At 70.7% G+C, this 23,397-nt stretch carries 26 protein-coding genes, 1 tRNA gene and 1 riboswitch; of the genes, 22 read left to right on the top strand and 5 right to left on the bottom strand.

Features of this window, described 5'->3' with window-relative positions; translation table 11 throughout:
* Positions 1–96: 96 nt before the first annotated feature.
* Positions 97–288, top strand: a riboswitch (cyclic di-AMP (ydaO/yuaA leader).
* A 4-nt stretch (positions 289–292) separates the two neighbouring features.
* The 5 genes from AQJ30_RS15925 (at position 293) to AQJ30_RS15905 (ending at position 4,722) form a co-directional block, all read left to right on the top strand.
* A complete protein-coding gene (locus tag AQJ30_RS15925; RefSeq protein ID WP_067233922.1) occupies positions 293–1,024 on the top strand; it encodes a LysM peptidoglycan-binding domain-containing protein in 732 nt (243 codons plus the stop codon).
* A 299-nt stretch (positions 1,025–1,323) separates the two neighbouring features.
* A complete protein-coding gene (gene eno / locus AQJ30_RS15920) occupies positions 1,324–2,610 on the top strand; it encodes a phosphopyruvate hydratase (RefSeq protein ID WP_067233920.1) in 1,287 nt (428 codons plus the stop codon).
* A 115-nt stretch (positions 2,611–2,725) separates the two neighbouring features.
* A complete protein-coding gene (locus tag AQJ30_RS15915; RefSeq protein ID WP_067233918.1) occupies positions 2,726–3,208 on the top strand; it encodes an FtsB family cell division protein in 483 nt (160 codons plus the stop codon).
* Between the two features lie 21 nt (positions 3,209–3,229).
* Positions 3,230–3,784: a DUF501 domain-containing protein gene (locus AQJ30_RS15910; RefSeq protein WP_067233917.1), complete on the top strand. Its 555-nt coding sequence runs from the start codon at positions 3,230–3,232 to the stop codon at positions 3,782–3,784.
* On the top strand, positions 3,781–4,722 hold the full coding sequence (locus tag AQJ30_RS15905; protein WP_067233915.1) for a Ppx/GppA phosphatase family protein: 942 nt from the start codon (positions 3,781–3,783) through the stop codon (positions 4,720–4,722). The genes AQJ30_RS15910 and AQJ30_RS15905 overlap by 4 nt, the downstream gene beginning before the upstream one ends.
* Before the next feature lie 4 nt (positions 4,723–4,726).
* Here AQJ30_RS15905 and AQJ30_RS15900 read toward each other — a convergent pair whose 3' ends face one another.
* The gene (locus AQJ30_RS15900) at positions 4,727–4,996 is read right to left on the bottom strand and encodes a type II toxin-antitoxin system RelE family toxin (RefSeq protein ID WP_067233914.1); all 270 of its coding nucleotides are present in this window, start codon (positions 4,994–4,996) and stop codon (positions 4,727–4,729) included.
* Positions 4,993–5,265, bottom strand: a complete 273-nt coding sequence (locus AQJ30_RS15895) for a type II toxin-antitoxin system Phd/YefM family antitoxin (RefSeq protein WP_067233910.1) — start codon at positions 5,263–5,265, stop codon at positions 4,993–4,995. Before AQJ30_RS15895 ends, AQJ30_RS15900 begins: the two co-directional genes overlap by 4 nt.
* Before the next feature lie 155 nt (positions 5,266–5,420).
* Between AQJ30_RS15895 and AQJ30_RS15890 the strand changes: the two genes are divergently transcribed.
* The 3 genes from AQJ30_RS15890 to AQJ30_RS15880 all read left to right on the top strand — a co-directional run bounded on the left by AQJ30_RS15890 (position 5,421) and on the right by AQJ30_RS15880 (position 9,875).
* Positions 5,421–6,368, top strand: a complete 948-nt coding sequence (locus AQJ30_RS15890; protein WP_067233909.1) for a PRC and DUF2382 domain-containing protein — start codon at positions 5,421–5,423, stop codon at positions 6,366–6,368.
* Between the two features lie 585 nt (positions 6,369–6,953).
* Positions 6,954–8,363: an NAD(P)/FAD-dependent oxidoreductase gene (locus AQJ30_RS15885; RefSeq protein ID WP_079084071.1), complete on the top strand. Its 1,410-nt coding sequence runs from the start codon at positions 6,954–6,956 to the stop codon at positions 8,361–8,363.
* A 216-nt stretch (positions 8,364–8,579) separates the two neighbouring features.
* Positions 8,580–9,875 carry an SAM-dependent methyltransferase gene (locus AQJ30_RS15880; protein ID WP_067233906.1) on the top strand — a complete coding sequence of 432 codons (1,296 nt, stop codon included), beginning with the start codon at positions 8,580–8,582 and terminating at the stop codon, positions 9,873–9,875.
* A gap of 84 nt (positions 9,876–9,959) precedes the next feature.
* Here the strand turns inward: AQJ30_RS15880 and AQJ30_RS15875 are convergent, their stop codons facing one another.
* Positions 9,960–12,488 carry an ABC transporter permease gene (locus AQJ30_RS15875; RefSeq protein ID WP_067233905.1) on the bottom strand — a complete coding sequence of 843 codons (2,529 nt, stop codon included), beginning with the start codon at positions 12,486–12,488 and terminating at the stop codon, positions 9,960–9,962.
* Positions 12,489–12,561: 73 nt separating this feature from the next.
* Entirely contained in the window at positions 12,562–13,335 is a 774-nt protein-coding gene (locus AQJ30_RS15870; RefSeq protein WP_067233904.1) for an ABC transporter ATP-binding protein, read from the bottom strand.
* Between the two features lie 405 nt (positions 13,336–13,740).
* On the opposite strand from AQJ30_RS15870, the gene AQJ30_RS15865 reads away from it, so the two are divergent.
* The 3 genes from AQJ30_RS15865 to AQJ30_RS15855 all read left to right on the top strand — a co-directional run bounded on the left by AQJ30_RS15865 (position 13,741) and on the right by AQJ30_RS15855 (position 16,953).
* A tRNA-Leu gene (locus tag AQJ30_RS15865) sits at positions 13,741–13,824 on the top strand.
* Between the two features lie 102 nt (positions 13,825–13,926).
* On the top strand, positions 13,927–15,729 hold the full coding sequence (locus tag AQJ30_RS15860) for a tyrosine-type recombinase/integrase (RefSeq protein ID WP_067233903.1): 1,803 nt from the start codon (positions 13,927–13,929) through the stop codon (positions 15,727–15,729).
* A gap of 891 nt (positions 15,730–16,620) precedes the next feature.
* On the top strand, positions 16,621–16,953 hold the full coding sequence (locus tag AQJ30_RS15855) for a hypothetical protein (protein ID WP_159052341.1): 333 nt from the start codon (positions 16,621–16,623) through the stop codon (positions 16,951–16,953).
* Between the two features lie 306 nt (positions 16,954–17,259).
* On the opposite strand, the gene AQJ30_RS15850 is transcribed toward AQJ30_RS15855, so the two are convergent.
* A complete protein-coding gene (locus AQJ30_RS15850) occupies positions 17,260–17,757 on the bottom strand; it encodes a helix-turn-helix domain-containing protein (protein ID WP_079084070.1) in 498 nt (165 codons plus the stop codon).
* Positions 17,758–17,897: 140 nt separating this feature from the next.
* Here AQJ30_RS15850 and AQJ30_RS15845 point away from each other — a divergent pair, with 140 nt between their 5' ends.
* The 11 genes from AQJ30_RS15845 (at position 17,898) to AQJ30_RS15795 (ending at position 23,388) form a co-directional block, all read left to right on the top strand.
* Positions 17,898–18,215: a helix-turn-helix domain-containing protein gene (locus AQJ30_RS15845; protein ID WP_067233897.1), complete on the top strand. Its 318-nt coding sequence runs from the start codon at positions 17,898–17,900 to the stop codon at positions 18,213–18,215.
* Positions 18,212–18,526, top strand: coding sequence for a hypothetical protein (locus AQJ30_RS15840; protein ID WP_067233894.1), 315 nt, complete (start codon positions 18,212–18,214; stop codon positions 18,524–18,526). Before AQJ30_RS15845 ends, AQJ30_RS15840 begins: the two co-directional genes overlap by 4 nt.
* A 74-nt stretch (positions 18,527–18,600) precedes the next feature.
* Complete coding sequence (locus AQJ30_RS15835; RefSeq protein ID WP_245726950.1) at positions 18,601–19,704, top strand: YqaJ viral recombinase family nuclease; 1,104 nt, start codon at positions 18,601–18,603, stop codon at positions 19,702–19,704.
* On the top strand, positions 19,701–20,639 hold the full coding sequence (locus tag AQJ30_RS15830) for a recombinase RecT (protein ID WP_067233892.1): 939 nt from the start codon (positions 19,701–19,703) through the stop codon (positions 20,637–20,639). Before AQJ30_RS15835 ends, AQJ30_RS15830 begins: the two co-directional genes overlap by 4 nt.
* Positions 20,640–20,641: 2 nt before the next feature.
* Entirely contained in the window at positions 20,642–20,860 is a 219-nt protein-coding gene (locus AQJ30_RS15825; protein ID WP_067233891.1) for a hypothetical protein, read from the top strand.
* The gene (locus tag AQJ30_RS15820) at positions 20,857–21,594 is read left to right on the top strand and encodes a hypothetical protein (protein ID WP_067233890.1); all 738 of its coding nucleotides are present in this window, start codon (positions 20,857–20,859) and stop codon (positions 21,592–21,594) included. Before AQJ30_RS15825 ends, AQJ30_RS15820 begins: the two co-directional genes overlap by 4 nt.
* Complete coding sequence (locus AQJ30_RS15815) at positions 21,591–22,124, top strand: RuvC family protein (RefSeq protein WP_067233889.1); 534 nt, start codon at positions 21,591–21,593, stop codon at positions 22,122–22,124. Before AQJ30_RS15820 ends, AQJ30_RS15815 begins: the two co-directional genes overlap by 4 nt.
* A complete protein-coding gene (locus AQJ30_RS15810; RefSeq protein ID WP_067233887.1) occupies positions 22,121–22,555 on the top strand; it encodes a hypothetical protein in 435 nt (144 codons plus the stop codon). The genes AQJ30_RS15815 and AQJ30_RS15810 overlap by 4 nt, the downstream gene beginning before the upstream one ends.
* A complete protein-coding gene (locus AQJ30_RS15805; RefSeq protein ID WP_067233886.1) occupies positions 22,552–22,794 on the top strand; it encodes a hypothetical protein in 243 nt (80 codons plus the stop codon). The genes AQJ30_RS15810 and AQJ30_RS15805 overlap by 4 nt, the downstream gene beginning before the upstream one ends.
* Positions 22,794–23,162 (top strand): WhiB family transcriptional regulator, encoded by a 369-nt coding sequence (locus AQJ30_RS15800; RefSeq protein WP_067233884.1) that lies wholly within the window; start codon positions 22,794–22,796, stop codon positions 23,160–23,162. The genes AQJ30_RS15805 and AQJ30_RS15800 overlap by 1 nt, the downstream gene beginning before the upstream one ends.
* Positions 23,131–23,388 (top strand): hypothetical protein, encoded by a 258-nt coding sequence (locus AQJ30_RS15795; RefSeq protein ID WP_067233882.1) that lies wholly within the window; start codon positions 23,131–23,133, stop codon positions 23,386–23,388. Before AQJ30_RS15800 ends, AQJ30_RS15795 begins: the two co-directional genes overlap by 32 nt.
* Positions 23,389–23,397: the final 9 nt, after the last annotated feature.

Raw genomic sequence — 23,397 nt, 5'->3', positions numbered from 1 at the left:
TCCGTCGATCACCTGTCTACGGTCGTGACCGCTCGGCAACCCGAGCCCCGGCCGTCGCAACGCCGAATCCTGCCAGCGGCAGCCCGGGAACAGTCGTCGCGTCAAGCGCCGTAGGCAGGAGCGGGGGACCCAAGGTAAGTGCCGGGTCCGGCAGTTGAGAGGCCTTCGGGCCATCGACGCCGGGACCGGCTTGGGGTGGAGCCGCGTCGTCCGAGAGGGGGACGCGGCCGGGCAACTCAACCGGCCCGAACCCGACAGCTCACCTCGCAGGCGTCGGTGAGGGGATCGATCCATGCTGTTTTCCGGCAAGGGCAAGCACCGTCGTCCGTCCAAGGCCACCCGCGCCGCCGCGCTCGCCGGCGTCACCGGTGTCGCCATCGCCGCCCCGCTGATGGCGGCCGGCAACGCCTCCGCCGCCACCGCCTCCGAGTGGGACGCCGTCGCCCAGTGCGAGTCGGGCGGCAACTGGTCCATCAACACCGGCAACGGCTACTACGGCGGCCTGCAGTTCTCGGCCTCCACCTGGGCCGCGTACGGCGGCACCGCCTACGCCTCCACCGCCGACAAGGCCAGCAAGTCCCAGCAGATCGAGATCGCCGAGAAGGTCCTCGCCTCCCAGGGCAAGGGCGCCTGGCCGGTCTGCGGCAAGGGTCTGTCGGGCGCCTCCACCGGCGGCTCCTCCAGCAGCTCCTCGAGCTCCTCCGGCTCCTCCAGCTCCAACTCCTCCAGCAGCGGCTCGAACTCCACCTCGACCCGCTCCGAGGACCAGGCCGCCTCCCGCTCCAGCGAGCGCCCGGCCGCGACGCAGAAGACGCAGAAGTCGCAGAAGACGGTCACCACCCCGACCGGCAAGAAGGTCAAGAAGGGTGACGGCGAGTACAAGGTGGTCACGGGCGACACCCTCAGCACCATCGCCGCGAAGCACCACGTCCAGGGCGGCTGGGAGAAGCTGTTCCAGCTGAACAAGGACATCGTCGAGGACGCCGACCTCATCTACCCGGGCCAGCAGCTGCACCTGAAGTGACACGCGGCTCGTAGCCGAAGCACAGCGCCCTCACATCCGGGTCCTCCATGGTGGAGGCCCGTGAGGGTCCCCCCGTCCCCACGGGCTCCCCGCCCCGGTGCGTCCTCCCCCGTACGCACCGGGGCGGGGTTTTTCATGTCCTGATGGCCGCACCGGGGTTTTGTTCAGTTCAGGAACAATTTACTCTCGGTTCTGTCCACGAGGTGGCCGATCGGCTGGCCGAAGCGCCGGAGCCGGTTAGGCTCATCTCGCAGAGCCACTGCGGTACTGCGTGTACCCGCGTCACATCCACGAAGGAGATGCTCGTGCCGTCCATCGACGTCGTCGTAGCCCGGGAAATCCTGGACTCCCGAGGCAACCCCACGGTCGAGGTCGAGGTCGGCCTCGACGACGGCAGCACCGGCCGTGCCGCCGTCCCGTCCGGCGCCTCCACGGGCGCCTTCGAGGCCATCGAGCTCCGCGACGGCGACCAGAACCGCTACCAGGGCAAGGGCGTCGAGAAGGCCGTCCTCGCCGTCATCGAGCAGATCGGCCCGGAGCTCGTCGGCTACGACGCCACCGAGCAGCGCCTGATCGACCAGGCCATGTTCGACCTGGACGCCACCGACAACAAGGGCTCGCTCGGCGCCAACGCCATCCTCGGCGTCTCGCTCGCCGTCGCCCACGCCGCCTCCGAGGCCAGCGACCTGCCGCTGTTCCGCTACCTGGGCGGCCCGAACGCGCACCTGCTGCCGGTGCCGATGATGAACATCCTGAACGGCGGCTCGCACGCCGACTCCAACGTGGACATCCAGGAGTTCATGATCGCCCCGATCGGCGCGGAGTCCTTCTCCGAGGCGCTGCGCTGGGGCACCGAGGTCTACCACACCCTCAAGGCCGTGCTGAAGTCCAAGGGCCTGTCCACCGGCCTCGGCGACGAGGGCGGCTTCGCCCCGAACCTGGGCTCCAACCGCGAGGCCCTCGACCTCATCCTCGAGGCCGTCAAGCAGGCCGGGTACGTCCCCGGTGAGCAGATCGCGCTGGCGCTCGACGTCGCCGCCTCCGAGTTCTACAAGGAGGGCAAGTACGTCTTCGAGGGCAAGGAGCGCTCCGCCGCCGAGATGACGGAGTACTACGAGGAGCTGGTGGCGGCCTACCCGCTGGTCTCCATCGAGGACCCGCTGTTCGAGGACGACTGGGCCGGCTGGAAGGTCATCACCGACAAGCTGGGCGACAAGGTGCAGCTGGTCGGCGACGACCTGTTCGTCACCAACCCCGAGCGCCTGTCCCGCGGCATCGAGGAGGGTGCCGCCAACGCCCTGCTGGTGAAGGTGAACCAGATCGGCTCGCTCACCGAGACCCTGGACGCCGTCGAGCTGGCCCAGCGCAGCGGCTACAAGTGCATGATGTCCCACCGCTCCGGCGAGACCGAGGACGTCACCATCGCCGACCTCGCCGTCGCCACCAACTGCGGGCAGATCAAGACCGGCGCCCCGGCCCGCTCCGAGCGCGTCGCCAAGTACAACCAGCTGCTGCGCATCGAGGAGATCCTCGACGACGCCGCGGTGTACGCCGGCCGCAGCGCCTTCCCGCGCTTCAAGGGCTGAGCGGACCGGCACTGGGCCTTTAAGGGTCAAGGCTGCGCCAGTCGTACGTACGTCCCCGTACCGGTCCCGTACCGTGTGCGGGGACGTACGCGCGTGTGAACGGGAGGTCGGCGACATGGCCGTGAAGGACCGGGACCGGTTCTCCACCGCGACCCGGCTGCGGGTGCTCGGCGAGCAGACGGCGGCCCGGGTCTACCGCTCGCAGACCCGGCGGCAGGCCCGCCGCTCCCGGCTCACCAGCCGTGCCGCGCTGCTGGCGCTCGTACTGTGCTCGCTGGTGGTCGCCCTGGCGTACCCCATGCGCCAGTACGTCTCCCAGCGCGCCGACATCGCCGACCTCCAGCGCGAGAAGGAGCAGGCCCGCCGGCGGGTGGAACAACTGCGCGACCTCAAGGCACGCTGGCAGGACGACGCCTACGCCGAGCAGCAGATCCGGCTGCGGCTGCACTACGTCATGCCCGGCGAGACCGGGTTCGTGGTGGTCGACCCGGACGCGGCCCAGCAGTCCCGCGCCGACCTCGGGGCCGCCGACCGGCCCTGGTACTCCAACGTCTGGGACGGGGTCGACAAGTCCGACGCCTCCGGCCAGAAGAACTGACAGAGAGACACACCCCGAAGCATGGAAACGCCCCCGCCGACCACGCCGCGCACCGAGCCCACCGACGCGGACGTCGAGGCCTTCAAGCAGCAGCTCGGGCGTCCGCCGCGCGGGCTGCGCGCCATCGCGCACCGCTGCCCCTGCGGCAGCCCGGACGTCGTGGAGACGGCGCCCCGCCTGCCCGACGGCACGCCCTTCCCGACGCTGTACTACCTGACGTGCCCCCGGGCGAACTCCGCCATCGGCACGCTGGAGGCCAACGGCGTGATGAAGGAGATGACCGAGCGGCTCGGCACCGATCCCGGGCTCGCCGCCGCCTACCGTGCCGCGCACGAGGACTACATCGGGCGCCGCGACGAGATCGAGGAGCTGAAGGGCTTCCCCAGCGCCGGCGGCATGCCGGACCGGGTGAAGTGCCTGCACGTCCTGGTCGCGCACGCGCTGGCCGCGGGCCCCGGGGTGAACCCGCTGGGCGACGAGGCGCTGGCCATGCTGCCGGAGTGGTGGCGCAAGGGCAGCTGCGTGGCGCCCGACCGGCAGACCACCGACCAGCCCGCCCAGGGGGAGGCCCGATGACCCGCGTCGCCGCCATCGACTGCGGTACGAACTCCATCCGGCTGCTCGTCGCCGACGCGCACCCGGAGACCGGCGAACTGACCGATCTGGACCGGCGCATGACGATCGTGCGGCTCGGCCAGGGCGTCGACCGGACCGGCCGCCTCGCGCCCGAGGCGCTGGAGCGCACCTTCGCCGCGTGCCGCGAGTACGCGGCGGTGATCAAGGAGCACGGGGCGGAGCGCCTGCGCTTCGTGGCCACCTCCGCCTCCCGGGACGCCGAGAACCGCGACGAGTTCGTGCGGGGCGTCCTGGACATCCTGGGCGTCGAGCCCGAGGTCATCACCGGCGACCAGGAGGCCGCGTTCTCCTTCACGGGCGCCACCAAGGAGCTGACCGGCCGCGACGACCTGGCCAAGCCCTACCTGGTGGTGGACATCGGCGGCGGGTCCACCGAGTTCGTCGTCGGCGACGACCGCGTGCGGGCCGCCCGCTCCGTGGACGTCGGCTGCGTGCGGATGACCGAGCGGCACCTGGTGGTCGACGGGGCGGTGACCGACCCGCCGACCGAGGAGCAGGTCGCGGCGATGCGCGCCGACATCGAGGCGGCCCTGGACCTCGCCGAGCGGACGGTCCCGCTGCACGAGGCCCGCACGCTGGTGGGCCTGGCGGGCTCGGTCACCACGGTCTCGGCCATCGCCCAGGACCTGCCGGAATACGACTCCGCCCGCATCCACCACTCCGTCGTCTCCCGCGACCGGGTCCGCGAGATCACCGAGCGGCTGCTGCACTCCACCCACGCCGAGCGTGCGGCCGTGCCCTCCATGCACCCGGGCCGCGTCGACGTCATCGGCGCCGGTGCGCTGGTCCTGCTGTCGATCATGGACCGGATCGGCGCGGAGGAGGTCGTGGTGAGCGAGCACGACATCCTCGACGGGATCGGCTGGTCCTTGGCCTGACCGCCTACAGGTTGCGGTACACGTCCCGCCGGTCGCCCACCTTGACGACGAGGACGACGAGTTCACCGTCGTTGATCTGGTAGGCGACCCGGTAGCTCCCGACCCGGAGCCGGTAGAGTCCGGACGGGCCGGTGAGCTTCTTGACGTCGGCGTCCTGGCGGTACGGGTCGTCACCGAGCGCGGTCAGCGCGGCCAGGATGCGCATGGCGTCGGGCCGGCTGATGGCCCGGAGCTGCCGCTGCGCCGCCGCGGTGAACCGGAAGGCGTACTTCACGCGGCCTCGCCGTCCCGTTCGGTGAACAGGTCTGCCAGCAGTTCCGCCATCGTCACGGTGGGACCGCCTTCGGCGAGGACCGCTTCGGCTTCGCGCGCCAGCATGACGTCGGCCGCTTCCTCCAGCGCCTCGAAGTCCGCGATCGGGACCACGGCCGCCACGGGAGCACCGTTGCGCGTGATGACGGTCGGAACGCCTTCCTCGGCCCGGTTGATGTGGTCGGCGAGGTGCGCGCGGGCTTCCCGTACGGTCACGGTGTTCTCAGTCATGAGGCCAGTGTACGCGTTGCCGTGTACACATGCCTGGGATCCAGCGAGTGGTGTTCGCGAGCAGTCCTGAGTGATTCGCAACAATTGACCTGTTTTGCCCCTTCCGTAGAGGTCTACCCGGCCCGTACAGGCTCCACGAGAAGGGTGGCCGAACCATGATCCGTAGAGAGCAGATCGCATCCGTCCTGGATCACCCCGTCATGGACGAGGAGGGGCACAAGATCGGGGACGCCAAGCACGTCTTCCTCGACGACACGACCGGCGCGCCGGAGTGGGTGTCGGTGAAGACCGGCTTGTTCGGCAGCAACGAGTCCTTCGTCCCCGTGCGTGATGCCCGGGTGGTGGAGGACCACGTGGAAGTCCCGTACTCCAAGAGCAAGGTCAAGGACGCCCCGAACGTCGACGTCGACAGCGGCGGTCACTTGTCGGAGGACGAGGAGCACCGGCTCTACGAGTACTACGGCATCGACTGGGACATGTCCTGGGCGCGGGCCGGCGAGTCCGGCGAGGGCGGCTTGACCCATGACGAGGGCATGGGGCCGGACATGGCCGCGGACGCGGACCGGCCCGGCATGACGGGTGGCACCGCCGGCGCGGCAGGGGCCGCCGGCATGGCGGGCACCGCGGGCACCGCGGGGGCCGACGTCGGCGCCCGGCCGGGCATGGGCACGGCCGACGACGCCATGACGCGCTCCGAGGAGCGGATGCACGTGGGCGTCGAGCGCCGTGAGGCCGGCCGCGCCCGGCTGGTCAAGTACGTGGTCACCGAGGAGGAGGAGCGCACGGTCCCGGTGCGCCACGAGGAGGCGCGCATCGTCCGTGAGCCGATCACGGAGGAGAACCGCGACGCCGCCCTGTCCGGCCCGGACATCACCGAGGCCGAGCACGAGGTGGTGCTGCACGAGGAGCGGCCGGTCGTGGAGACCGAGGCCGTCCCGGTGGAGCGGGTGCGCCTGACCACCGAGGAACGGACCGAGCAGGAGACCGTGCGCGGCACGGTGCGCAAGGAGCGCATCGAGAGCGGCGCCGACGAGGCCGACGAGGAACTCGGCTTCGCCGAGGACCGCGCCCGCGACGAGGACGGCGGCTACGGGCGCACCTAGGCAGGCGCCGCACGGACGGGAGTGGGGCAACCGGGGCCGGCGGCCCGCCGCCGGCCCCATCCGGTCTTGAGCCGGTCTCCAGCGGCTCTCGACCGCCCCCTCCGTCCGGCCCGCGCGCGGGACGCCGGCTGGGCCTTCCGAGGCCCCGATACCCCCTGGTCAGCCGCCTCCGTTGAGCGCGCCGGACCACGCCTGAGCGGGTGCGGAAGGGGTCCCGAGGGGCTCCGGCGACATGCCGTCGGGAAAGTTCGTGAAGTTCTTCACAAGGAATTCCGTCGCGACGACCCCCCGAGCGCCTTCGGATCACCCCTCCAGAGCCCGAACTCCCCTTTGAACATGTTCAGAAGAGGGTGTACGGCCCTCTTCGCATCACGTGCCCCGGGCGGTGTTTCCACTCCCTCACGGACCGCTCGGAACGCCAGAGAGGCAGCTCACGCGGCATTGACAACGGGGTGTACCGGACAACGGTTCCCGTCGCCCGCCCCGGCCCGGGTGAAAGGGGCCGCGGAGTGTAGCACAGGCACTGGACAAGCTTGTGAAGGGGCGCACGAGGTGCCCCCTCCAACCGGGTGGATACTCGATGCCATGAGCACCACGGAGCGTCCCAGGATCCTCGTAGTAGGCGGTGGGTACGTAGGCCTGTACGCAGCTCGGCGCATCCTCAAGAAGATGCGCTACGGCGAGGCGACCGTCACGGTCGTCGACCCCCGGTCGTACATGACCTACCAGCCCTTCCTCCCCGAAACCGCCGCCGGCAACATCTCCCCGCGCCACGTCGTCGTCCCGCTGCGACGCGTGCTGCCGAAGGCGGAGGTGCTCACCGGCCGGGTCACCACCATCGACCAGGACCGCAAGGTCGCCACGATCGCCCCGCTGGTCGGCGAGGCGTACGAGCTGCCCTTCGACTACCTGGTCGTCGCGCTCGGCGCGGTCTCCCGCACCTTCCCGATCCCCGGCCTCGCCGAGCAGGGCATCGGCATGAAGGGCGTCGAGGAGGCCATCGGCCTGCGCAACCACGTCCTCGAGCAGCTCGACAAGGCCGACTCCACGACCGACGAGGAGATCCGCCGCAAGGCGCTCACCTTCGTCTTCATCGGCGGCGGCTTCGCCGGTGCCGAGACCGTCGGTGAGGTCGAGGACATGGCCCGCGACGCGGCCAAGTACTACAAGAACGTGTCCCGCGAGGACATGCGCTTCATCCTCGTCGACGCCGCCGACAAGATCCTCCCCGAGGTGGGTCCCAAGCTCGGCCAGTACGGCAAGGACCACCTGGAGAGCCGCGGGGTCGAGATCTACCTGTCGACCTCCATGGACTCCTGCGTCGACGGCCACGTCGTGCTGAAGAACGGCCTCGAGGTCGACTCCAACACGATCGTGTGGACCGCCGGCGTCAAGCCCAACCCGGTCCTGTCCCGCTACGGCCTGCCGCTGGGTCCCCGCGGACACGTCGACTGCGCGGCCACGCTCCAGGTCCAGGGCACCGACTACATCTGGGCCGCCGGCGACAACGCCCAGGTCCCGGACCTCGTCGGCCGCAAGGCGGGCAACGAGAACGCCTGGTGCCCGCCGAACGCCCAGCACGCGCTGCGCCAGGCCAAGGTCCTCGGCGACAACGTGATCTCCGGCATGCGGGGCTTCCCGCAGAAGGAGTACAGCCACGCCAACAAGGGCGCGGTCGCGGGCCTCGGCCTGCACAAGGGCGTCGCGATGATCGTCATGGGCAAGATGAAGATCAAGCTCAAGGGCCGTCTCGCCTGGTACATGCACCGCGGCTACCACGGTCTGGCCATGCCGACCTGGAACCGCAAGATCCGGGTCTTCGCCGACTGGACGCTCGGCATGTTCCTCAAGCGCGAGGTCGTCTCCCTCGGCGCCCTGGAGACGCCGCGCGAGGAGTTCTACGAGGCCGCCAAGCCCGCCCCGGTCGCGTCGGCCCCGGCCGCCCGCACCGGTGACAGGACCGAGAAGGCCGAGGAAGCCGCCAAGGCCTCCTGACCCGACGTCGTCCGGACCCCTCGAAGGGGCCGCCCGCCATCCGTGGTGCGGGCGGCCCCTTCGGCGTTCCCCGCCGCCTCCGCGGGGCCGCCCCAACAACATGGCATCTACACCTTCTTTGCCCACTCATAACCCCAATGCGGGACTGCGCAGCGGGCGTCCTGGTGTTTACGTGGTCACTGACATCCGGGATCGTTCGTCACGGAGGTGTGCGCCATGGCTGACGCCGCGTCGCGGCTGAAGGGCCTGCTCGAACAGTTGTTGGGAGCGCCGCTCCCGCTCCGCATCCACGCCTGGGACGGCTCTCAGGCGGGTCCGCCCGACGCCCCGGCGCTGGTCGTACGCCACCGCAGGGCCCTGCGCCGCCTGCTGTTCAAGCCCGGCGAACTGGGCCTGGCCCGCGCCTGGGTGGCGGGCGACCTGGACGTGGAGGGCGACCTCTACACCGCCCTGGACCGGCTCTCCGGACTGATCTGGGAGCGCGGCGAGGACGCGCCCACGCTCGCCCGGTCGCTGCGCGACCCCCAGGTGCGCTCCGCGGTCCGCGGCCTGTTCCGGCTCGCCGGACCGCCCCTGCCGCCCGCGCCGCCGGCCGAGGAGGTCCGCCGCACCCGCCACCTGCACACCCGCCGCACCGACCGGCGCGCCATCAGCCACCACTACGACGTCGGCAACGACTTCTACGAACTGGTCCTCGGCCCGTCCATGGTGTACTCCTGCGCCTACTGGCCGGCCCCCGAACCCGGGGCCACCCTCGAACAGGCCCAGTACGACAAGCTCGAACTGGTCAGCCGCAAGCTCGGCCTGACCTCCGGTCAGCGCCTCCTGGACGTCGGCTGCGGCTGGGGCTCCATGGCGATCCACGCGGCCCGCGAGCACGGGGTCTCCGTCGTCGGCATCACCCTGTCCCAGGAGCAGGCCGCCTACGCCCGCAAGCGCGTCGCCGAGGAGGGCCTGACCGACCGCGTCGAGATCCGGGTGCAGGACTACCGCGACGTCACCGACGGCCCCTTCGACGCGATCTCCTCGATCGGCATGGCCGAACACGTCGGCGCCGACCGCTACCTGGAGTACGCCCAGGACCTCCACGCCCTGCTCGAGCCCGGTGGACGTCTCCTCAACCACCAGATCGCCCGCCGCCCCCAGCGGGACGAGTCGACGTACGAGGTCGACGCGTTCATCGACGCCTACGTCTTCCCCGACGGCGAGCTGGCGCCGGTCGGCACCACCGTCACCCAGCTGGAACGCGCCGGCTTCGAGGTGCGGGACGTGGAGGCGATCCGCGAGCACTACGCGCTGACCCTGCGCCGCTGGGTGACCAACCTGGAGGCGGACTGGAAGCGGGCGGTGGAGCTCGCCGGCTACGGACGGGCCCGGGTCTGGCGCCTGTACATGGCGGCCTCCGCGCTCGCCTTCGAGCGCAACCAGATCGGCGTCAACCAGGTGCTCGCCGTGAAGACCCCGCAGTCCGGCGCCTCGGGGATGCCGCTGCGGGCCCGCACCTGGAACTGACTCCGCGCGGGCACGCGAAGGGGCCCCCGTCCGTCGGACCGTCGGACGAGGACCCCCTCGCGCGTCACGCGACCGGCGCCCCGGCTACTCCGCCTTGATCGCCTGGAGCATGTTGAGCCGCGCCGCCCTGCGGGCCGGCCACAGCGCGGCCAGGACGCCCACCGCGGCGGCCAGCGCCAGGAACGCGGCCATCCGCGCCCACGGCAGTACCAGCTCGTACGTCGCCATCCTGGTGCCCAGCAGCTCACCGGCCGCCCAGCCGAAGAACACGCCCAGGCCGATGCCCAGCACGCCGCCGAACAGGGAGATCACCAGGGACTCCAGACGCACCATCCGCTTCACCGAGCGGCGCTCCAGCCCGATGGCGCGCAGCATGCCGATCTCCTGGGAGCGCTCGAACACCGACATCGCGAGGGTGTTGATGACGCCCAGCACCGCCACGATCACCGCCATCGCGAGCAGGCCGTAGAGCATGTTCAGCATCAGCGTGAACATCTGGGCGATCTCCTCGGACAGGTCCTCCTTGCTCTGCACCCGGACGGCCGGGTTGGAGCCGAGGGCCTTCTCCAGCCGGTCCTTCGTCGCCCCGGAGGCGCCGCCGGACGTCTTCACCATGACCTGCATGTCGGCCGGGTCGCTCTGGTGCGGGGTGAGCGCGGCGGTGTCCAGCATGATGCCGTGGATCAGCTCGTTGCCCTCGTAGACCCCGGCGACCGTCAGCCGCTGCGCCTTGCCGTCCTCGTAGTGCACGGTGAACGCCGAACCGGCCTTCCAGCCGTGGGACTCGGCGGTGTCCTGGTCGACGACGACCCGGTCCCCGCCCACCGTGAAGGAGCCGTCGTCGACCTTCAGGTCGGTCAGCTCGCCGATGGCGGAGCCGTTCACGCCGGTCAGGTACTCGGTGCGCCCGTCGATGCGGGAGGGCGCGTTGCGCAGCGGGCTGGTGGTGGTCACGCCGTCGGTGCCCTTCAGCGTCCGCTCGACACCGGGCGACAGCTCGTTGCCGTTGGCCATCGACACGACGTAGTCGGCGCGGATCGCGGCCGAGGCCATCTTGTCGATCGACTTCTGCAGGCTGCCCGCCATCACCGTCATCCCGGTGATCAGGGTCAGGCCGATCATCAGCGCGGACGCGGTGGCCGCCGTGCGGCGCGGGTTGCGCACCGAGTTCTGCCGGGCCAGCCGGCCCGAGACCCCGAAGGCGCGCAGCAGGGGCGCCGCGGCCGCGATCAGCGGACGGGACAGCAGCGGCGTCAGGATGAACACGCCGATGATCAGCAGCACCGCGCCGAGGCCCATCGGGGCCTGCCCGTCGGAGCCGGACAGGGTGGTGGCGTACAGGACGACCGTGACGCCGGCCGCGGAGAACAGGGCGCCCAGGGTGTTGCGCAGCACCAGCGACTTGGTGGTCGCCTTGGCGTGCACGCTGCTCATCGCCGCGACCGGCGGGATCTTCGCGGCGCGCCGGCCGGGCAGCCAGGCCGCGAGCATGGTGACGACCACGCCGACGACCAGGGCGGTGGCGACCGTGCCGGGCGAGACCACCAGCGGCCCGTCCGGGACGGTCGCGCCGAGGCCGCCCATCAGCGAGCGCAGGCCGATGCCGATGCCGACGCCGGCCACCAGGCCGCTCACCCCGGCCACCGTGCCGACCACGAAGGCCTCGATCAGCACCGACCGGGTCACCTGGCGGCGCGAGGCGCCGACCGCGCGCAGCAGCGCCAGCTCCTTGGTGCGCTGGGCCACCAGCATGGTGAAGGTGTTGGCGATGATGAACGTCCCGACGAACAGGGCGATGCCGGCGAACACCAGCAGGCCCTGCTTCAGCCCGCTCATCTGCGAGGAGATCAGTTCGGCCTGGTCGTCGGCCAGTCGCTCGCCGGTGGTGGTCTCGGTGGTGGCGCGGGGGAGCGCCCGGTCCAGGGCCGCCTTCAGCGCGGTCTGGCTGGTGCCGGGCGCGGCCTTGACGTCGATCTCGTCGTAGGTGCCCGCCTTGCCGAACAGCTTCTGCGCGGTCGGTGTGTCGAACAGGGCGAGGCTGCCGCCGGCGGCGACGTTGCCATCGTCGGTGGTGAACACGCCGGTGATCCGCGGCGCCAGCACGGGGCCGTCGACGGACATCCGCACGGTGTCGCCGACCTCGTAGCCCGCGCGCCGCGCGGTCTCGGAGTCGATGGCGACCTCCTGCGCGCCGTGCGGGGCCCGGCCCTCCTTCAGCGGGTAGCGCGGGTCGTCGGTGCCCCAGTAGTTCCCGCCCTGCGACTGGAAGCCGCCGCCGATGAGCTTGCCGTCCTTGTCGGCGAGCGCGGTGAAGCCGTCGACCACGCCGATCGCGGAAGCGGCCCCCGGCACCCGGGCGCTCGTGCGCAGCTGGGCCTCGGTCAGCTCGGGCGTCCGGCCGACGGTGTCGCCGGTGTCCTTGCCGCCCTGGGGGCGTACGGCGACGTCGACCTGGTCGAAGCCCTTGGCCGAGCTCTTCTGGTAGGCGTCGGAGATGGTGTTGGTGAAGACCAGGGTCCCCGACACGAACGCGACGCCGAGCATCACGGCGAGCACGGTCATGAGGAGCCGGGCCTTGTGCGCGAGCACGTTGCGCAAGGCGGTACGGAACATGGGTTGTCTCAGTCCAGGGTGGGTGACGGGGCCGGGAGCGACGGCCGGGGGCGGCTCCGGTGGCCGGAGGGGGTCAGCTCGTGCGGCCCTTGGTGTCGAAGCGCTTCATGCGGTCGAGCACGGAGTCGGCCGTGGGCGCGTTCATCTCGTCGACGATCCGCCCGTCCGCGAGGAAGACGACCCGGTCCGCGTAGGCCGCGGCGACCGGGTCGTGGGTCACCATGACGACCGTCTGGCCCAGCTCCCGCACGGAGTTGCGCAGGAAGCCCAGCACCTCGGCGCCGGAGCGGGAGTCGAGGTTGCCGGTGGGCTCGTCGCCGAAGATGATCTCGGGCCGGGAGGCGAGCGCGCGGGCGACGGCGACGCGCTGCTGCTGGCCGCCGGAGAGCTGGGCGGGGCGGTGGCCGAGCCGCCCGGACAGGCCGACCATCTCGATGACGGTGTCCAGCCACTGCCGGTCCGGCTTGCGGCCGGCGATGTCCATGGGGAGCGTGATGTTCTCCAGCGCGGTGAGCGTCGGCAGCAGGTTGAACGCCTGGAAGATGAAGCCGATCTTGTCCCGGCGCAGCCGCGTGAGCTGCTTGTCCTTCAGCGAGCCCAGCTCCGTGTCGCCGATGCGCACGGAACCGGAGGAGAACGTGTCGAGTCCGGCCACGCAGTGCATCAGCGTGGACTTGCCGGAGCCGGAGGGCCCCATGATCGCGGTGAACTCGGCCTGGCGGAAGTCGACGGAGACCCGGTCCAGGGCGACCACCTGGGTCTCGCCCTGTCCGTAGATCTTCGACAGCTCCGTGGCACGGGCGGCCACGGCGGTGGTCCGGGGAGAGGCGAGGGGGCTGGTGGTCACGGGTGGCGCTCCGATCGCGGGACGGTGGCGGGGGGACGCTCACCATCCTCACGGCCGGATGCCGCCGTGGAGTCAGTCGCTGTTCCGGTATCGGGGGCAGACTCCGGTCGGACGGGCGGGCCGTGTGTCATACCTGGGGATGACCCCCGCCCCGGAGGCGATCACACCGCCGTACGGGCCGGTCTGCGAAGAACCGGTGAGGCACCTTGGTTCAAGCGGTGAAATCCCGTCATTCAGCATGTGCCGCTGACCGCTGCCAGGAGGCCTTCTGGCACGTGTGGATGGCGCGATCCCGGTGCTGATGCTCCCTCAGACCTCAATAAAATAAGACAACATCGAGCCGTCCGGCCCCTGTTCGCGGGACCGGTCCCGATAGTCTCGGCCTCGACGCGGAGCCCTTGACTTGCCCAGATGGTGGAATGCAGACACGGCGAGCTTAAACCTCGCTGCCCCTTCGCGGGCGTGCCGGTTCAAGTCCGGCTCTGGGCACCTCCGCGCACACATGCTTTGAGCTGCGGAAACAGTCGAAAATTGATCGCTCGTCATGTTGGCGTGGGAACACCTTGGGAACATCGAAGGTAGCCTGCGCCCATGGCGAGCGTTGTTGAGCGCAGAAACAAGGCCGGTGAGGTCACCAGCTACCAGGTGAAGTGGCGCCTCGGCGGCGCCGCCAAGGGAGCCTGGCAGACCGAACGGTTCGACGACCCAGTGTCCGCTGAGGTCTTCAAGCAGGCCGTCGACGAGGCTGGACAGCACTGGCCGGCCGGGTGGATCAAGGGCAAGGGCTACGTCGACGAGGCGGCCGTCGGCGAGGAAGAGTTGCGCTACCGGTTCGACAACTACGCGCGGCAGTCCATCGAGCTGCGCACTGGGGCCAGCGACAAGTACAAGGCCGACTGTCTTCGAGAGTTGGAGACGTACATCCTGCCGACGTTCGGCCACTGCGACGTCCGCTCGCCCGAGCACTTCTCCAAGGCGACCGTGTCGGCATGGGTGCTCCAGATGGCGGGCACGAAGGTGTGGCGCGGCTCGAAGCACAAGCCGATGTCGCCGAAGACGTTGAAGAACCTGCACGGCCTGCTGTCGTCGATCCTCCGGGACGCGGTGCAGGCGGAGCCCCCGCTGCGCCAGCGCAACCCGTGTGAACTGACGGCTCTGCCCCGCACCGACGATGACGGGATCGACGACGACGACGGTGAGGACATCGAGTTCCTGGAACCCGACGAGGTTGCCGGGATCGTGTCGAAGCTGACCCAGCCGCAGGACCGGATCTTCGTGCGGCTGACCTATGCGACGGGGATGCGCTGGGGCGAGGTCACCGCGCTGGCCCGCAGGCACGCTCGCTGCGGCAAGCCCGGCCAGTACGAGCTGCGCGTTGCCCGCGCCTGGAAGAAGGGCAAGAAGGGCGAGGGCTTCTACCTGGGGCCGCCGAAGACGAGGGCGGGCCGGCGCACGGTTGAGATCAGCGAGAGCGTGTGGAATGAGCTGTTCGACCTGGGCCTCACGTCGATGGCTGACGATGACCTGCTCTTTCAGGGGCCGACCGGCGGGCGGCTGGTCTACTCGACGTTCTACGAGAAGTGGATACGGGCCGTGGAGAAAGCGAAGACGGAGGGACTGCTGCCCGAGTGGAAGCAGCCGACGTTCCATGACTTGCGGCACAGCCACGCGGCCGCGCTGATCTCGGCCGGGCACCCGCTGACCCTCGTGCAGCGGCGCTTGGGCCATGAGTCGATCAAGACGACGAGTGACACGTACGGGCACCTGCTGCGAGGCGCGCACGAGGAGGCGCTCCTCACGATCGACCAAGCGCTCGGCCTCGGCGGCGGTGGCGGAGTGCGGGACGAGGTCCTGGAGCACGTGCCGGTGCGCGACCCGGGCCGCACGCTATACGTGGCGCATGTCGGTGGGAACATGCTCGGCTTCTGGGACGCGGGGCACGCGGAGGAGCTGGCGGAGCGCTGGGCGAGGGAGCGCGGAGGCGCGGTGCACGTCGAGCGGATGACGACGGACTGGTGGATACGCACGACCGGCGGGCAGACGGGCGCCGACAACGGGCTGCGGCGGGTGCGCAGCGAGCTGCCGGCCCGCGCGTACATCTGGCAGGCCGGTCCGGCACTGTACGCGGCGGACGGGTCGGAGACCGTGACCGACCCGGGCGTCCACGAGGTGCGCGGCGGCTGGGCGTGGGACTTCGAGGAGTCGTACACACAGGAGCCAGCGCACTCGTCGGCGCAGTGGCTGCGAGGGCCCGCGGCTGAGACGGAGGCGCGGGCGTGGGGCCCGGATGCGGAGGCCGTGCGCGCGGCCTATGCCTCGGCGCGCGCGAATGCGCTGCGGATCTGCTCGCTGCATCCGGACCGGGCGACACTGCCGCGCCAGTCCGCGATGTAGTTGAGCGTGGGGGGTGGCAAGTAACCCGCCAGCGGAAAAGCCTAGTTGGCTACTCCAGCAGGGTGAGGGATCCCCGCCTGATCGGCGTGCAGCCGCCGTCGGCGTGATCGGTACCGGCGTGGTCTTGACCGGATGCCGGGGGCGGCGCCTGCGCGGGAGGCGGGAGCCGCGGTGTGCTGGCGGCCGGTGACGTGGCGCGAGCCCCCGAGTCGTGCAGTCTGAGCCGCCGCCCGGGGGGTTGCTCGCGTTGCGGCTGAGCGGCGGTATTAGCCGCGTCAGCTGAGCCGAGTCCTATGAGCCGTTGCGCTGCCATCTCGGCCTGGAGCTGGATGATCAGCTGCCTGTGCCTTCGCCAGCCCAGGTACAAAAGGATTTCGGCGAGTATCAGAGCTCCCACTATCCCCGACAAGACATGCTGAATCACGTTAGCCCCCTTAGTTTCGGATCGAACCATTTTCAACGATGCAATCCGGAGGCGTGCAACTCATATTTATGGATCAACAGGCTCATTCGTGGCGGCGCCATGGCCGAAACTCAGAGCTTCAGGTGAGGCCTTTGGGGCGAATAGGGCGCTCCGAGGGCCCGGCGTGACGGGCAAGCTGCCTGTTGCGGAGAGCGTGAGGTCAATTCCAGCCACGACCGGGCGAGCCGGTTCAGACGCAAAGGTGGAGAATCGGCAGTTCGATGCGGAGTAGGCACTCGCCGCTGGCGGGTGGATGTCCTCCGCCGCCGGACTGAGAGGGCGGGTTGGATGGCGCGGAGGGCGACGGGCTGGGCTTCTCCGGGAGCGGCTGTTCGCTGCCGGTAGGTGCTGCCGTGGCCCCAGCTGAGCTGGCCGAGGGCCTAGCGGCGGAGCTGGGCTTGCCGAGAGGGACAGAGGACTCCCTGAAAGTGGTCGTGTCGCCGCTCAGGATCGACGCCGTCGGTGCTACCGACCTGGCGCTGGCAGGCGTCGAAGTGCTGCTCTTGCCACGGCTCGGGCGGTCCTGGCCGGACGCGGTGGGCGCTGGCGATGCGGCGGTTGATGACGGCCGGGTGACGGCGGGCGGACGGGCGTCGGCCGGCTCAGGGCTGTCGGACGTCATCGTGTACACGAGGGCGGAGGAGGTCGTGGCGACGGCGATCGCGGTACCTGTGATCAGGGCGCGGCGGTGGTGCGTCCATAAGTCGCGTACCCACGTGCCGATTGAGCTGAGGATGGCGGCGACGCCCCCGCCGATGTAGAGCGCCAAGTGTCGTTTCCGACGGACGGGCTCGGGTTTTTCGGTGGGCGGCTGGATGGGCGTCTGCAGTCCGGCCTGAAGTGCTGCGATCTTCGATGCGGTGATCTCGGCGCGGAGCTGGTTGATCAGCTCCGCGTTCGAGCGGTGTTCCCTGTAGAGCAAGATCACTGCGAGGACAACCGCCCCGAGTACTCCTGCGAGTATCACGTCAGTCACATAAACCCCCTGCATATGCCATGGAGGGGTTATGTAACGCACATGCAACTTTCAAGCCGCGCGTGTGCGTTCGTGATCGAAGTGTGACGTTTTACCCGGTGCGGCGTTGCTCGGGCGCGGGTTCTGCGTGCTCAGGGTGTGCAGACGGGTGCGTTCGGCCGAGGCGGCGCAGCACCTCGTCCTGAGCCTCGGGCGGCAGTGATGCCAGCAGTGCGGTGATCGCGTCCAAATGGGGGTCGTTCCCGTATGGGCCGCCGGCGCCCGCATCCGCGTGCGTTGCTGAGTCGCTTGAGGGCGGTGGCGGGGCCAGCTCGTTGAGGATTTCGGCTGCGTCTGGGCGCCCAGCTTCGTCCAGCTGCTGCGAAGTCACGCCGACAGCCTGGGCCATGCGGGCGAGGGTCTCGGCCGGGGCGGTGACCGGGATCTTCATGCCCCGGCCGACAGATTCGTAGCCGTTGACGATGTGCCGCCAGCGGGCGTCGGACATACTCGCGCGCTTGGCTGCCTGGCGGGCCGACAGCCGGGCCCGCCTGGCGGCCTGCTGGAGCAGCACCGCCTCCGGCGGGGGATTGGGGGGGTTCGCGTCCATGCTCAAGAGGTTCGCATAACTACGCAGTAATTCGCTACACGGTCCGCATACGTAGCGCGCACTATGTGTCGGCGTGTGATCGGCGCCACAATTGCGAGTAACTTCGCAACACTTCGCGAACCTTCGCATAGGGTGTTCGCATGATCAAACACCCACCCCGACTCAGGCGCCGCAACGGCGCTCCCTTTCACCACTCTCCGAAGGCCGTCACGGACGCCCGCGAGAACGCAGGCCTCACGCAGAAGGCGCTGGCCGAGGCGGTCGGGATCTCGGTGTCCCTGCTGTGCGACATCGAGGCGGGCCGCCGCAACGCGACCCCGGAGCGGCTCCGCTCGATGGCCCGCGTGTTGGGCTGCTCGGTCGCCGACCTCCAGCCGTCGGCCGGCGTCACCCAGCTCGACGACGAGCCGCCGGTACCCGAGGCGCAGCCGGTCATCAAGGAGCGGCAGGCGTCATGAGGTTCACCCGGCGCGACTACTGCGTATGCACCGAGGTCCGGAACTGGGACCTGGAACAGGCTGCGGAGAAGCTCAAGTGCCGGGTGCGGTTCCTGGAGGACAACCTCGCCACGCTCCCGCACCAGAAGCTGGGCCGCTCGGTCGCCTTCTGCGACTGCGAGCTGAGGCTCATTCAGGGGTTGTTCAGCGTCCTGCCCGAGCTGCCCGACGACGTCCTGCCCGGCCGCGAGCCGGTCACGCAGCAGGCGCCCGTCGCGGCCCTCGCAGCGATCAAGCCTTCCGCCACCAGGCGGAGAAGTGCCGTCGGCTGACGGCGATCGGGGCCGCGAGCTACGCGACAGCCCGCGCCCCCGAGTCCGCACACAACGACCCGAGAGAAGGAACGTTGCCTGAACAGGCTACCCACACGTGGACTCCACCCGAGGCACCTTGCGGTGATCTCGCGTACGGGGCACCGACCGCGCGGCTGCTGCTGCCCGCCGGTGACCTCGACGACCCCGACTTCCGGCGCCGCTGGGAGAAGGTCCGGCGGACCGGCATCGGCGGTTCCGACGTCGCGAAGATCCTCGGCCTCAACAAGTACGCGGGCCCGCGCCATGTCTTCGAGGAGAAGCACGGCCGGCCCGTCCCGCTCGACGACCAGGTCGCGGAGTATGCCGAGATCGGCCTGGAGATCGAGGACTTCATCTCCCACCTCTTCACCAAGAAGACCGGCATCCCGGCCGTGCCAACGCCGGGAACGCTGGCGCACGTCGACCGGCCATGGATGCGGTCGAACGTGGACAGGTACGCGCTCGACCCGGACACCGGCACCGTCGTCGCCCCGGTCGAGTTGAAAAACCGCTCCGCCTACCAGCTCGACGACTGGAAGGACGGGGTGCCCGACGCGCCCGCCCTCCAGGTGCACTGGAACATGGCGGTCGGCGGCTGGCCGTACGGCTGGGCCGTCGCCCTCGTCGGCGGAAACACGCTGCGCTTCCACCGCATCGAACGGGACGAGGAGCTGATCCAGACCCTCATCGACGTGTGCGGGACGTGGTTCCAGCGGCACGTCATCGAGGGCCGCCCGCCGCAGGCGGACGGGCTGGAGGCGACGACGGAACTCCTCGGCCAGCTGTGGAAGGTCAAGCCCGGCGACGTGATCGAGGTGTCCCGCGTCAAGGCGGAGAAGCTCCTCGCGCGGCGCAAGCGGCTCATCGAGCAGATCGAGGAGCTGGACGGGCAGAAGACCGCGGTCGAGAACGAGATGCGGCTGATCTGCGGCGGCAAGGCCGCCGTCGCGCAGGTCGACGGCAAGAAGGCGTGGTCGTACGCGCCGGACGGCAACGTGTCCGCGAAGAAGCTCCAGAAGGAGTACCCGAAGGTCGCGGCCGAGTGCCGCAAGACCGTCGAGCAGGTCGACGTGGCGCTGCTCAAGGAGAAGTACCCCAAGGTGTACGAGGCGTGCCGCGGCCGGGTGCTGCGCGTCCCGAAGGCGGGGCTGCGATGAGCCTGACCACGTTGAAGGAGCGCGTGCAGCAGCGCGCGGCCGCCGCCAGCAGCGACGGCATCCCGCCCGGGCAGGCCGACGAGGACACCCCGGCGGGCCGCGACCACGACGCCGAGCAGTTCCGCGCGGACATCGCGGCCGCGCTGCCCGCGCACGTGAGCGTCGACCGGTTCCTGGCGGTCCTGCGGCCGGTCCTGCCGGGCCTGCGGAAGTGCACGCCGGCGAGCGTCCGACAGGCCGTCATCACGGCCGCCCGATTTGGGTTGCTGCCCGACGGTGAAGAGGCCGTCATCACGGCGGACGACGGGATCGCCACTTTCCTGGCCACGTACCACGGCTACATCGAGCTGATGTGGCGGTCGGGCATGGTCAAGTCGATCGTCGCGAAGGTCGTGTACGACGGCGACGAGTGGGACTACGTGCCCACCGCGCCGGTCGGCCAGGACTTCACGCACCGGCCGAAGCTGGGCTCGCCGAAGGACCGCACGCCGCTGTTCGCGTACACCTTCGCGTGGCTCGACGGCGGCGCCCGGTCGGACGTCGCGATCGTCACGGTCGAGGAAGCCGAAGCGATCCGCGACGAGTTCAGCAAGGCGTACCAGCGGGCCGAGGCCAACGGGCAGAAGAACAGCCTGTGGCACACGCGGTTCCCGGACATGCTGCTCAAGACGGCGATCCGGCGCGCGGCGAAGCTGCTGCCGAAGTCCGCTGAGCTGCGGGCCCTGGTCGCGGTCGAGCGGGCCGCCGACGAGGGGCACACGCAGATCCTCGCTGCGCTCACCCCCGAGGCCCTCGCGCTGGAGGCGGAGGCCCGGGCCGCCGCCCGCGCGGCGGAAGCGTCGCAGGACGTCCCGCCGCCCCGCCTGCCGGTCAAGCGCGGCCGGGCCAGGCCCCGGCGCCGCCACCGCGACAAGAACAAGGCCACGAGGCGGTAGCCGTGCTGGCCGCCTTGATCAGCCGGGTCCGCGCCTTGCGCGCGGGCCCGGCCCCCGCCCCGCTCCCCGCGCTGGAGCGGCCCGCCCCGATCGAGGGCGCCGACATCGCCGACTTCGACACCTGCCCGCGCGAGAACCGCCGGACCCCGCACGCGATGCGCGCGGACGGCTCCCGCCGCTGCTTCCGCTGCGGACACGAGACCCCAGGACAGGACTCATGACCACCACCAGCTGTGACGAGACGTTCGGGCCGCTGTACGAGCCGCCGCAGCCGAAGCTGTGCGCCAACTGCCCGTGCTGCTCGGCCCGCTTGTGCGAGAAGGGCGCGACGAGCGTCCAGCAGTGCCACGGCCTGGTCGCCGACCCGGAGATGATGCCGTACGTCGCCGCGTGCCCGTGCTCGGCGGCGACGACCCGCAGCACCCACGCGTGGCGGCTGGCGCAGATCCGCGCCGTCAAGCACGCCACCGAGCACCCGCTCGGCAAACCGGCCGAGTTCGTGCTGCGGGCCCTGGCCGGCGGCACATCGTTCGAGGACCCCACCGAGGAGCTGCGCGGGCTGCGCGCCCGCGGCTACGTCGACGGCTACGCCGACGGTGGCGCTGAGGCGTGGCGGATCACCCTGCTCGGGCGCCGCTACCTCCTGGCGCTCGACGAGCCCCGCCACACCACCGCCGTGTACGTGAACAGCGTCGACGTGCCGACCCGCACGGCGAAGGTCGTCGTGATCGGCTGGCACCTCGAGCGGGAGGTGACCGTCATCGCCGACCACCTGGCGACCCCGGCGCAGCTCGACATCAAGGACCTGCCGGGCCGCTACCTGGACGCGAAGGCCAACCTCGGCGTCACGGACCCCGACGACCTGGTCCTCACGCGGATTCAGGTGCCCGCGCCGATCGGCCCGGACTACGTCGCGGTGCGCCCGCTGTGGCTGCGGGACGGCGGTGCCCGATGAGCACGCCGAAGACCGTGGTGGGTCTGGATCTGTCGCTGACGGGGACGGGCATCGCCTACCGGGACGGGTCGACGACCACCGTCAAGACGAAGCAGACCGACGGCGACGGACGGCTGACACAGATCGAGGAGGCCGTGCAGCTCGCCATCGGCGGCGAGGCGTACGGGCTCGGCCCGCTGCCCGACCTGGTCGTCATCGAGGACCTGCCGACGCACGCGAAGGGCGCCGGGTTCACCGGCATGGTCCACGGCGTCGTCCGCAACCTCCTCCGGAAGAACGGCGTGCCGTACGCGCTGGTCACCCCGGCGACCCTCAAGAGCTACGCGACCGGCAAGGGGTCCGGCGACAAGGTGCCGATGGCGCTGGCCGCGTACAAGCGGGCCCAGCGCGAGTTCGCCACGGACGACGAGTGCGACGCGTGGTGGCTTCGGCACGCCGGTCTCGACCAGCTCGGCTGCCCTGAGTTCTCGATGCCTGCCGCCCAGCGGGCGGCCCTCAGCAAGGTTCCCTGGCCGGAGGTGAAGTCATGAGGCAGGCGCTGGTCGAGGTCAGCGACGAGCGGATCATGCGGGCGCTGCTCGCCGCCGACGACGTGTCGAACCGGGCGGTTGCCCGGCAGCTCGGCATCCGGGACGAGTCCCGCGTTGCCCGCGTCCGCAGGCAGATCGGGCTGCCCCCGTACGTGCGGGGCCGGCGGCCGCTGTACCGGTCGGTGCGGGAGGCGTTCGAGCGGCAGTCCGAGCCGGTCGAGGGCGGGCACCGCCGGTGGACGGGGACCCGCGAGGCCAACGGCACGCCGGTCGTCCGCTACCTGAGGCGCATCGACACCGCGTACCGGGTGGCGTTCCGGCTGCACTACCGGCGCGAGCCGGTCGGGTACCTGTCGAGGTCCTGCAACATCCCGGGCTGTGTGGAGGGCGCGCACCAGGTCGACCGTGCGATGCGGGAGGCCCAGTCGTGAACCTGCTGCTGGACGTCCTGATCTGGATCGCCGAGAACATCGCCTGGTGGTGGCTGCTCGTGGCCTCGCCGCTGGCGTCGGCGTGGCTGTGGTGGCGGCTGCGGGCGACGGGCCGCCACCGCGCCACCGGTCCGGCCGGCGTGCCCGAACCGGCCCAGGCCGCCCCGCCGGTCGTGGCCGACGAGGACACGATCGTCTTCCAGCGGGTCGCGTACCCGGGCGGGGAGACGGACCGCTGATGCACCGTCCAAGCCGCTACGCACCCAAGACGCTGCCGCGCGCCCCGCACTGGTCCGACCAGGGCGCGTGCCGGGACGCGGAGGACATCACCGTGTTCTTCCCGGAGGACTTCCCGACGGGCGTGGCCGTGCTGCTCGTCAAGGAGGCCAAACGCATCTGCGTCGGCTGCCCGGTGATCGAGGCGTGCCTGAACGCCGCGATGTCGGGCCCGGAGCAGTACGGCGTGTGGGGCGGCTTGGACGCCAAGGAACGGCAGTTGATGCGGCGGCGTGAGCAGCGGCGCCGCCGCCGCGAGACCGCGCGTCGCCTCAACGCCCTCCGGAGGGAGGCCGGCCATGCCGCGAGCGAAGTTGCTGGCGTCGGATGAGTTCCTACCTGCCAGCGGCGTCCTGGACTGGTCCGACCCGAAGCGGCACTGGGCGCAGCGCCCGCGCCCGTGCCGGTTCTGCAAGGGCCCGACGTGCCTGCGCGACGAGGGCGGCCGCCCCTCCCACAAGACGTGTGCCGAGACGTACCGGGCCCGCCGCCAGGCACACACCGTGCAGGTGTACGCGCAGCGGGCCCAGCTCACCGACGACGACGGGCACGCCTGACGCGTGCCC

It is taken from the genome of Streptomyces longwoodensis, assembly GCF_001514125.1.
Lineage (GTDB): Bacteria > Actinomycetota > Actinomycetes > Streptomycetales > Streptomycetaceae > Streptomyces > Streptomyces longwoodensis.
This window is presented reverse-complemented; position numbering and strand designations above follow the sequence as displayed.

What these genes read in the sequence shown, in the direction of transcription:
- AQJ30_RS15905 (WP_067233915.1), top strand. Translation starts at nt 3,781, where the DNA reads ATGACCCGCGTCGCCGCCATCGACTGCGGTACGAACTCCATCCGGCTG.
- AQJ30_RS15880 (WP_067233906.1), top strand. Translation starts at nt 8,580, where the DNA reads ATGGCTGACGCCGCGTCGCGGCTGAAGGGCCTGCTCGAACAGTTGTTG.
- AQJ30_RS15890 (WP_067233909.1), top strand. Translation starts at nt 5,421, where the DNA reads ATGATCCGTAGAGAGCAGATCGCATCCGTCCTGGATCACCCCGTCATG.
- AQJ30_RS15910 (WP_067233917.1), top strand. Translation starts at nt 3,230, where the DNA reads ATGGAAACGCCCCCGCCGACCACGCCGCGCACCGAGCCCACCGACGCG.
- AQJ30_RS15850 (WP_079084070.1), bottom strand. Translation starts at nt 17,757, where the DNA reads ATGGACGCGAACCCCCCCAATCCCCCGCCGGAGGCGGTGCTGCTCCAG.
- AQJ30_RS15860 (WP_067233903.1), top strand. Translation starts at nt 13,927, where the DNA reads ATGGCGAGCGTTGTTGAGCGCAGAAACAAGGCCGGTGAGGTCACCAGC.
- eno (WP_067233920.1), top strand. Translation starts at nt 1,324, where the DNA reads ATGCTCGTGCCGTCCATCGACGTCGTCGTAGCCCGGGAAATCCTGGAC.
- AQJ30_RS15845 (WP_067233897.1), top strand. Translation starts at nt 17,898, where the DNA reads ATGATCAAACACCCACCCCGACTCAGGCGCCGCAACGGCGCTCCCTTT.
- AQJ30_RS15915 (WP_067233918.1), top strand. Translation starts at nt 2,726, where the DNA reads ATGGCCGTGAAGGACCGGGACCGGTTCTCCACCGCGACCCGGCTGCGG.
- AQJ30_RS15810 (WP_067233887.1), top strand. Translation starts at nt 22,121, where the DNA reads ATGAGGCAGGCGCTGGTCGAGGTCAGCGACGAGCGGATCATGCGGGCG.
- AQJ30_RS15800 (WP_067233884.1), top strand. Translation starts at nt 22,794, where the DNA reads ATGCACCGTCCAAGCCGCTACGCACCCAAGACGCTGCCGCGCGCCCCG.
- AQJ30_RS15885 (WP_079084071.1), top strand. Translation starts at nt 6,954, where the DNA reads ATGAGCACCACGGAGCGTCCCAGGATCCTCGTAGTAGGCGGTGGGTAC.
- AQJ30_RS15875 (WP_067233905.1), bottom strand. Translation starts at nt 12,488, where the DNA reads ATGTTCCGTACCGCCTTGCGCAACGTGCTCGCGCACAAGGCCCGGCTC.
- AQJ30_RS15895 (WP_067233910.1), bottom strand. Translation starts at nt 5,265, where the DNA reads ATGACTGAGAACACCGTGACCGTACGGGAAGCCCGCGCGCACCTCGCC.
- AQJ30_RS15830 (WP_067233892.1), top strand. Translation starts at nt 19,701, where the DNA reads ATGAGCCTGACCACGTTGAAGGAGCGCGTGCAGCAGCGCGCGGCCGCC.
- AQJ30_RS15925 (WP_067233922.1), top strand. Translation starts at nt 293, where the DNA reads ATGCTGTTTTCCGGCAAGGGCAAGCACCGTCGTCCGTCCAAGGCCACC.
- AQJ30_RS15815 (WP_067233889.1), top strand. Translation starts at nt 21,591, where the DNA reads ATGAGCACGCCGAAGACCGTGGTGGGTCTGGATCTGTCGCTGACGGGG.
- AQJ30_RS15840 (WP_067233894.1), top strand. Translation starts at nt 18,212, where the DNA reads ATGAGGTTCACCCGGCGCGACTACTGCGTATGCACCGAGGTCCGGAAC.
- AQJ30_RS15795 (WP_067233882.1), top strand. Translation starts at nt 23,131, where the DNA reads ATGCCGCGAGCGAAGTTGCTGGCGTCGGATGAGTTCCTACCTGCCAGC.
- AQJ30_RS15820 (WP_067233890.1), top strand. Translation starts at nt 20,857, where the DNA reads ATGACCACCACCAGCTGTGACGAGACGTTCGGGCCGCTGTACGAGCCG.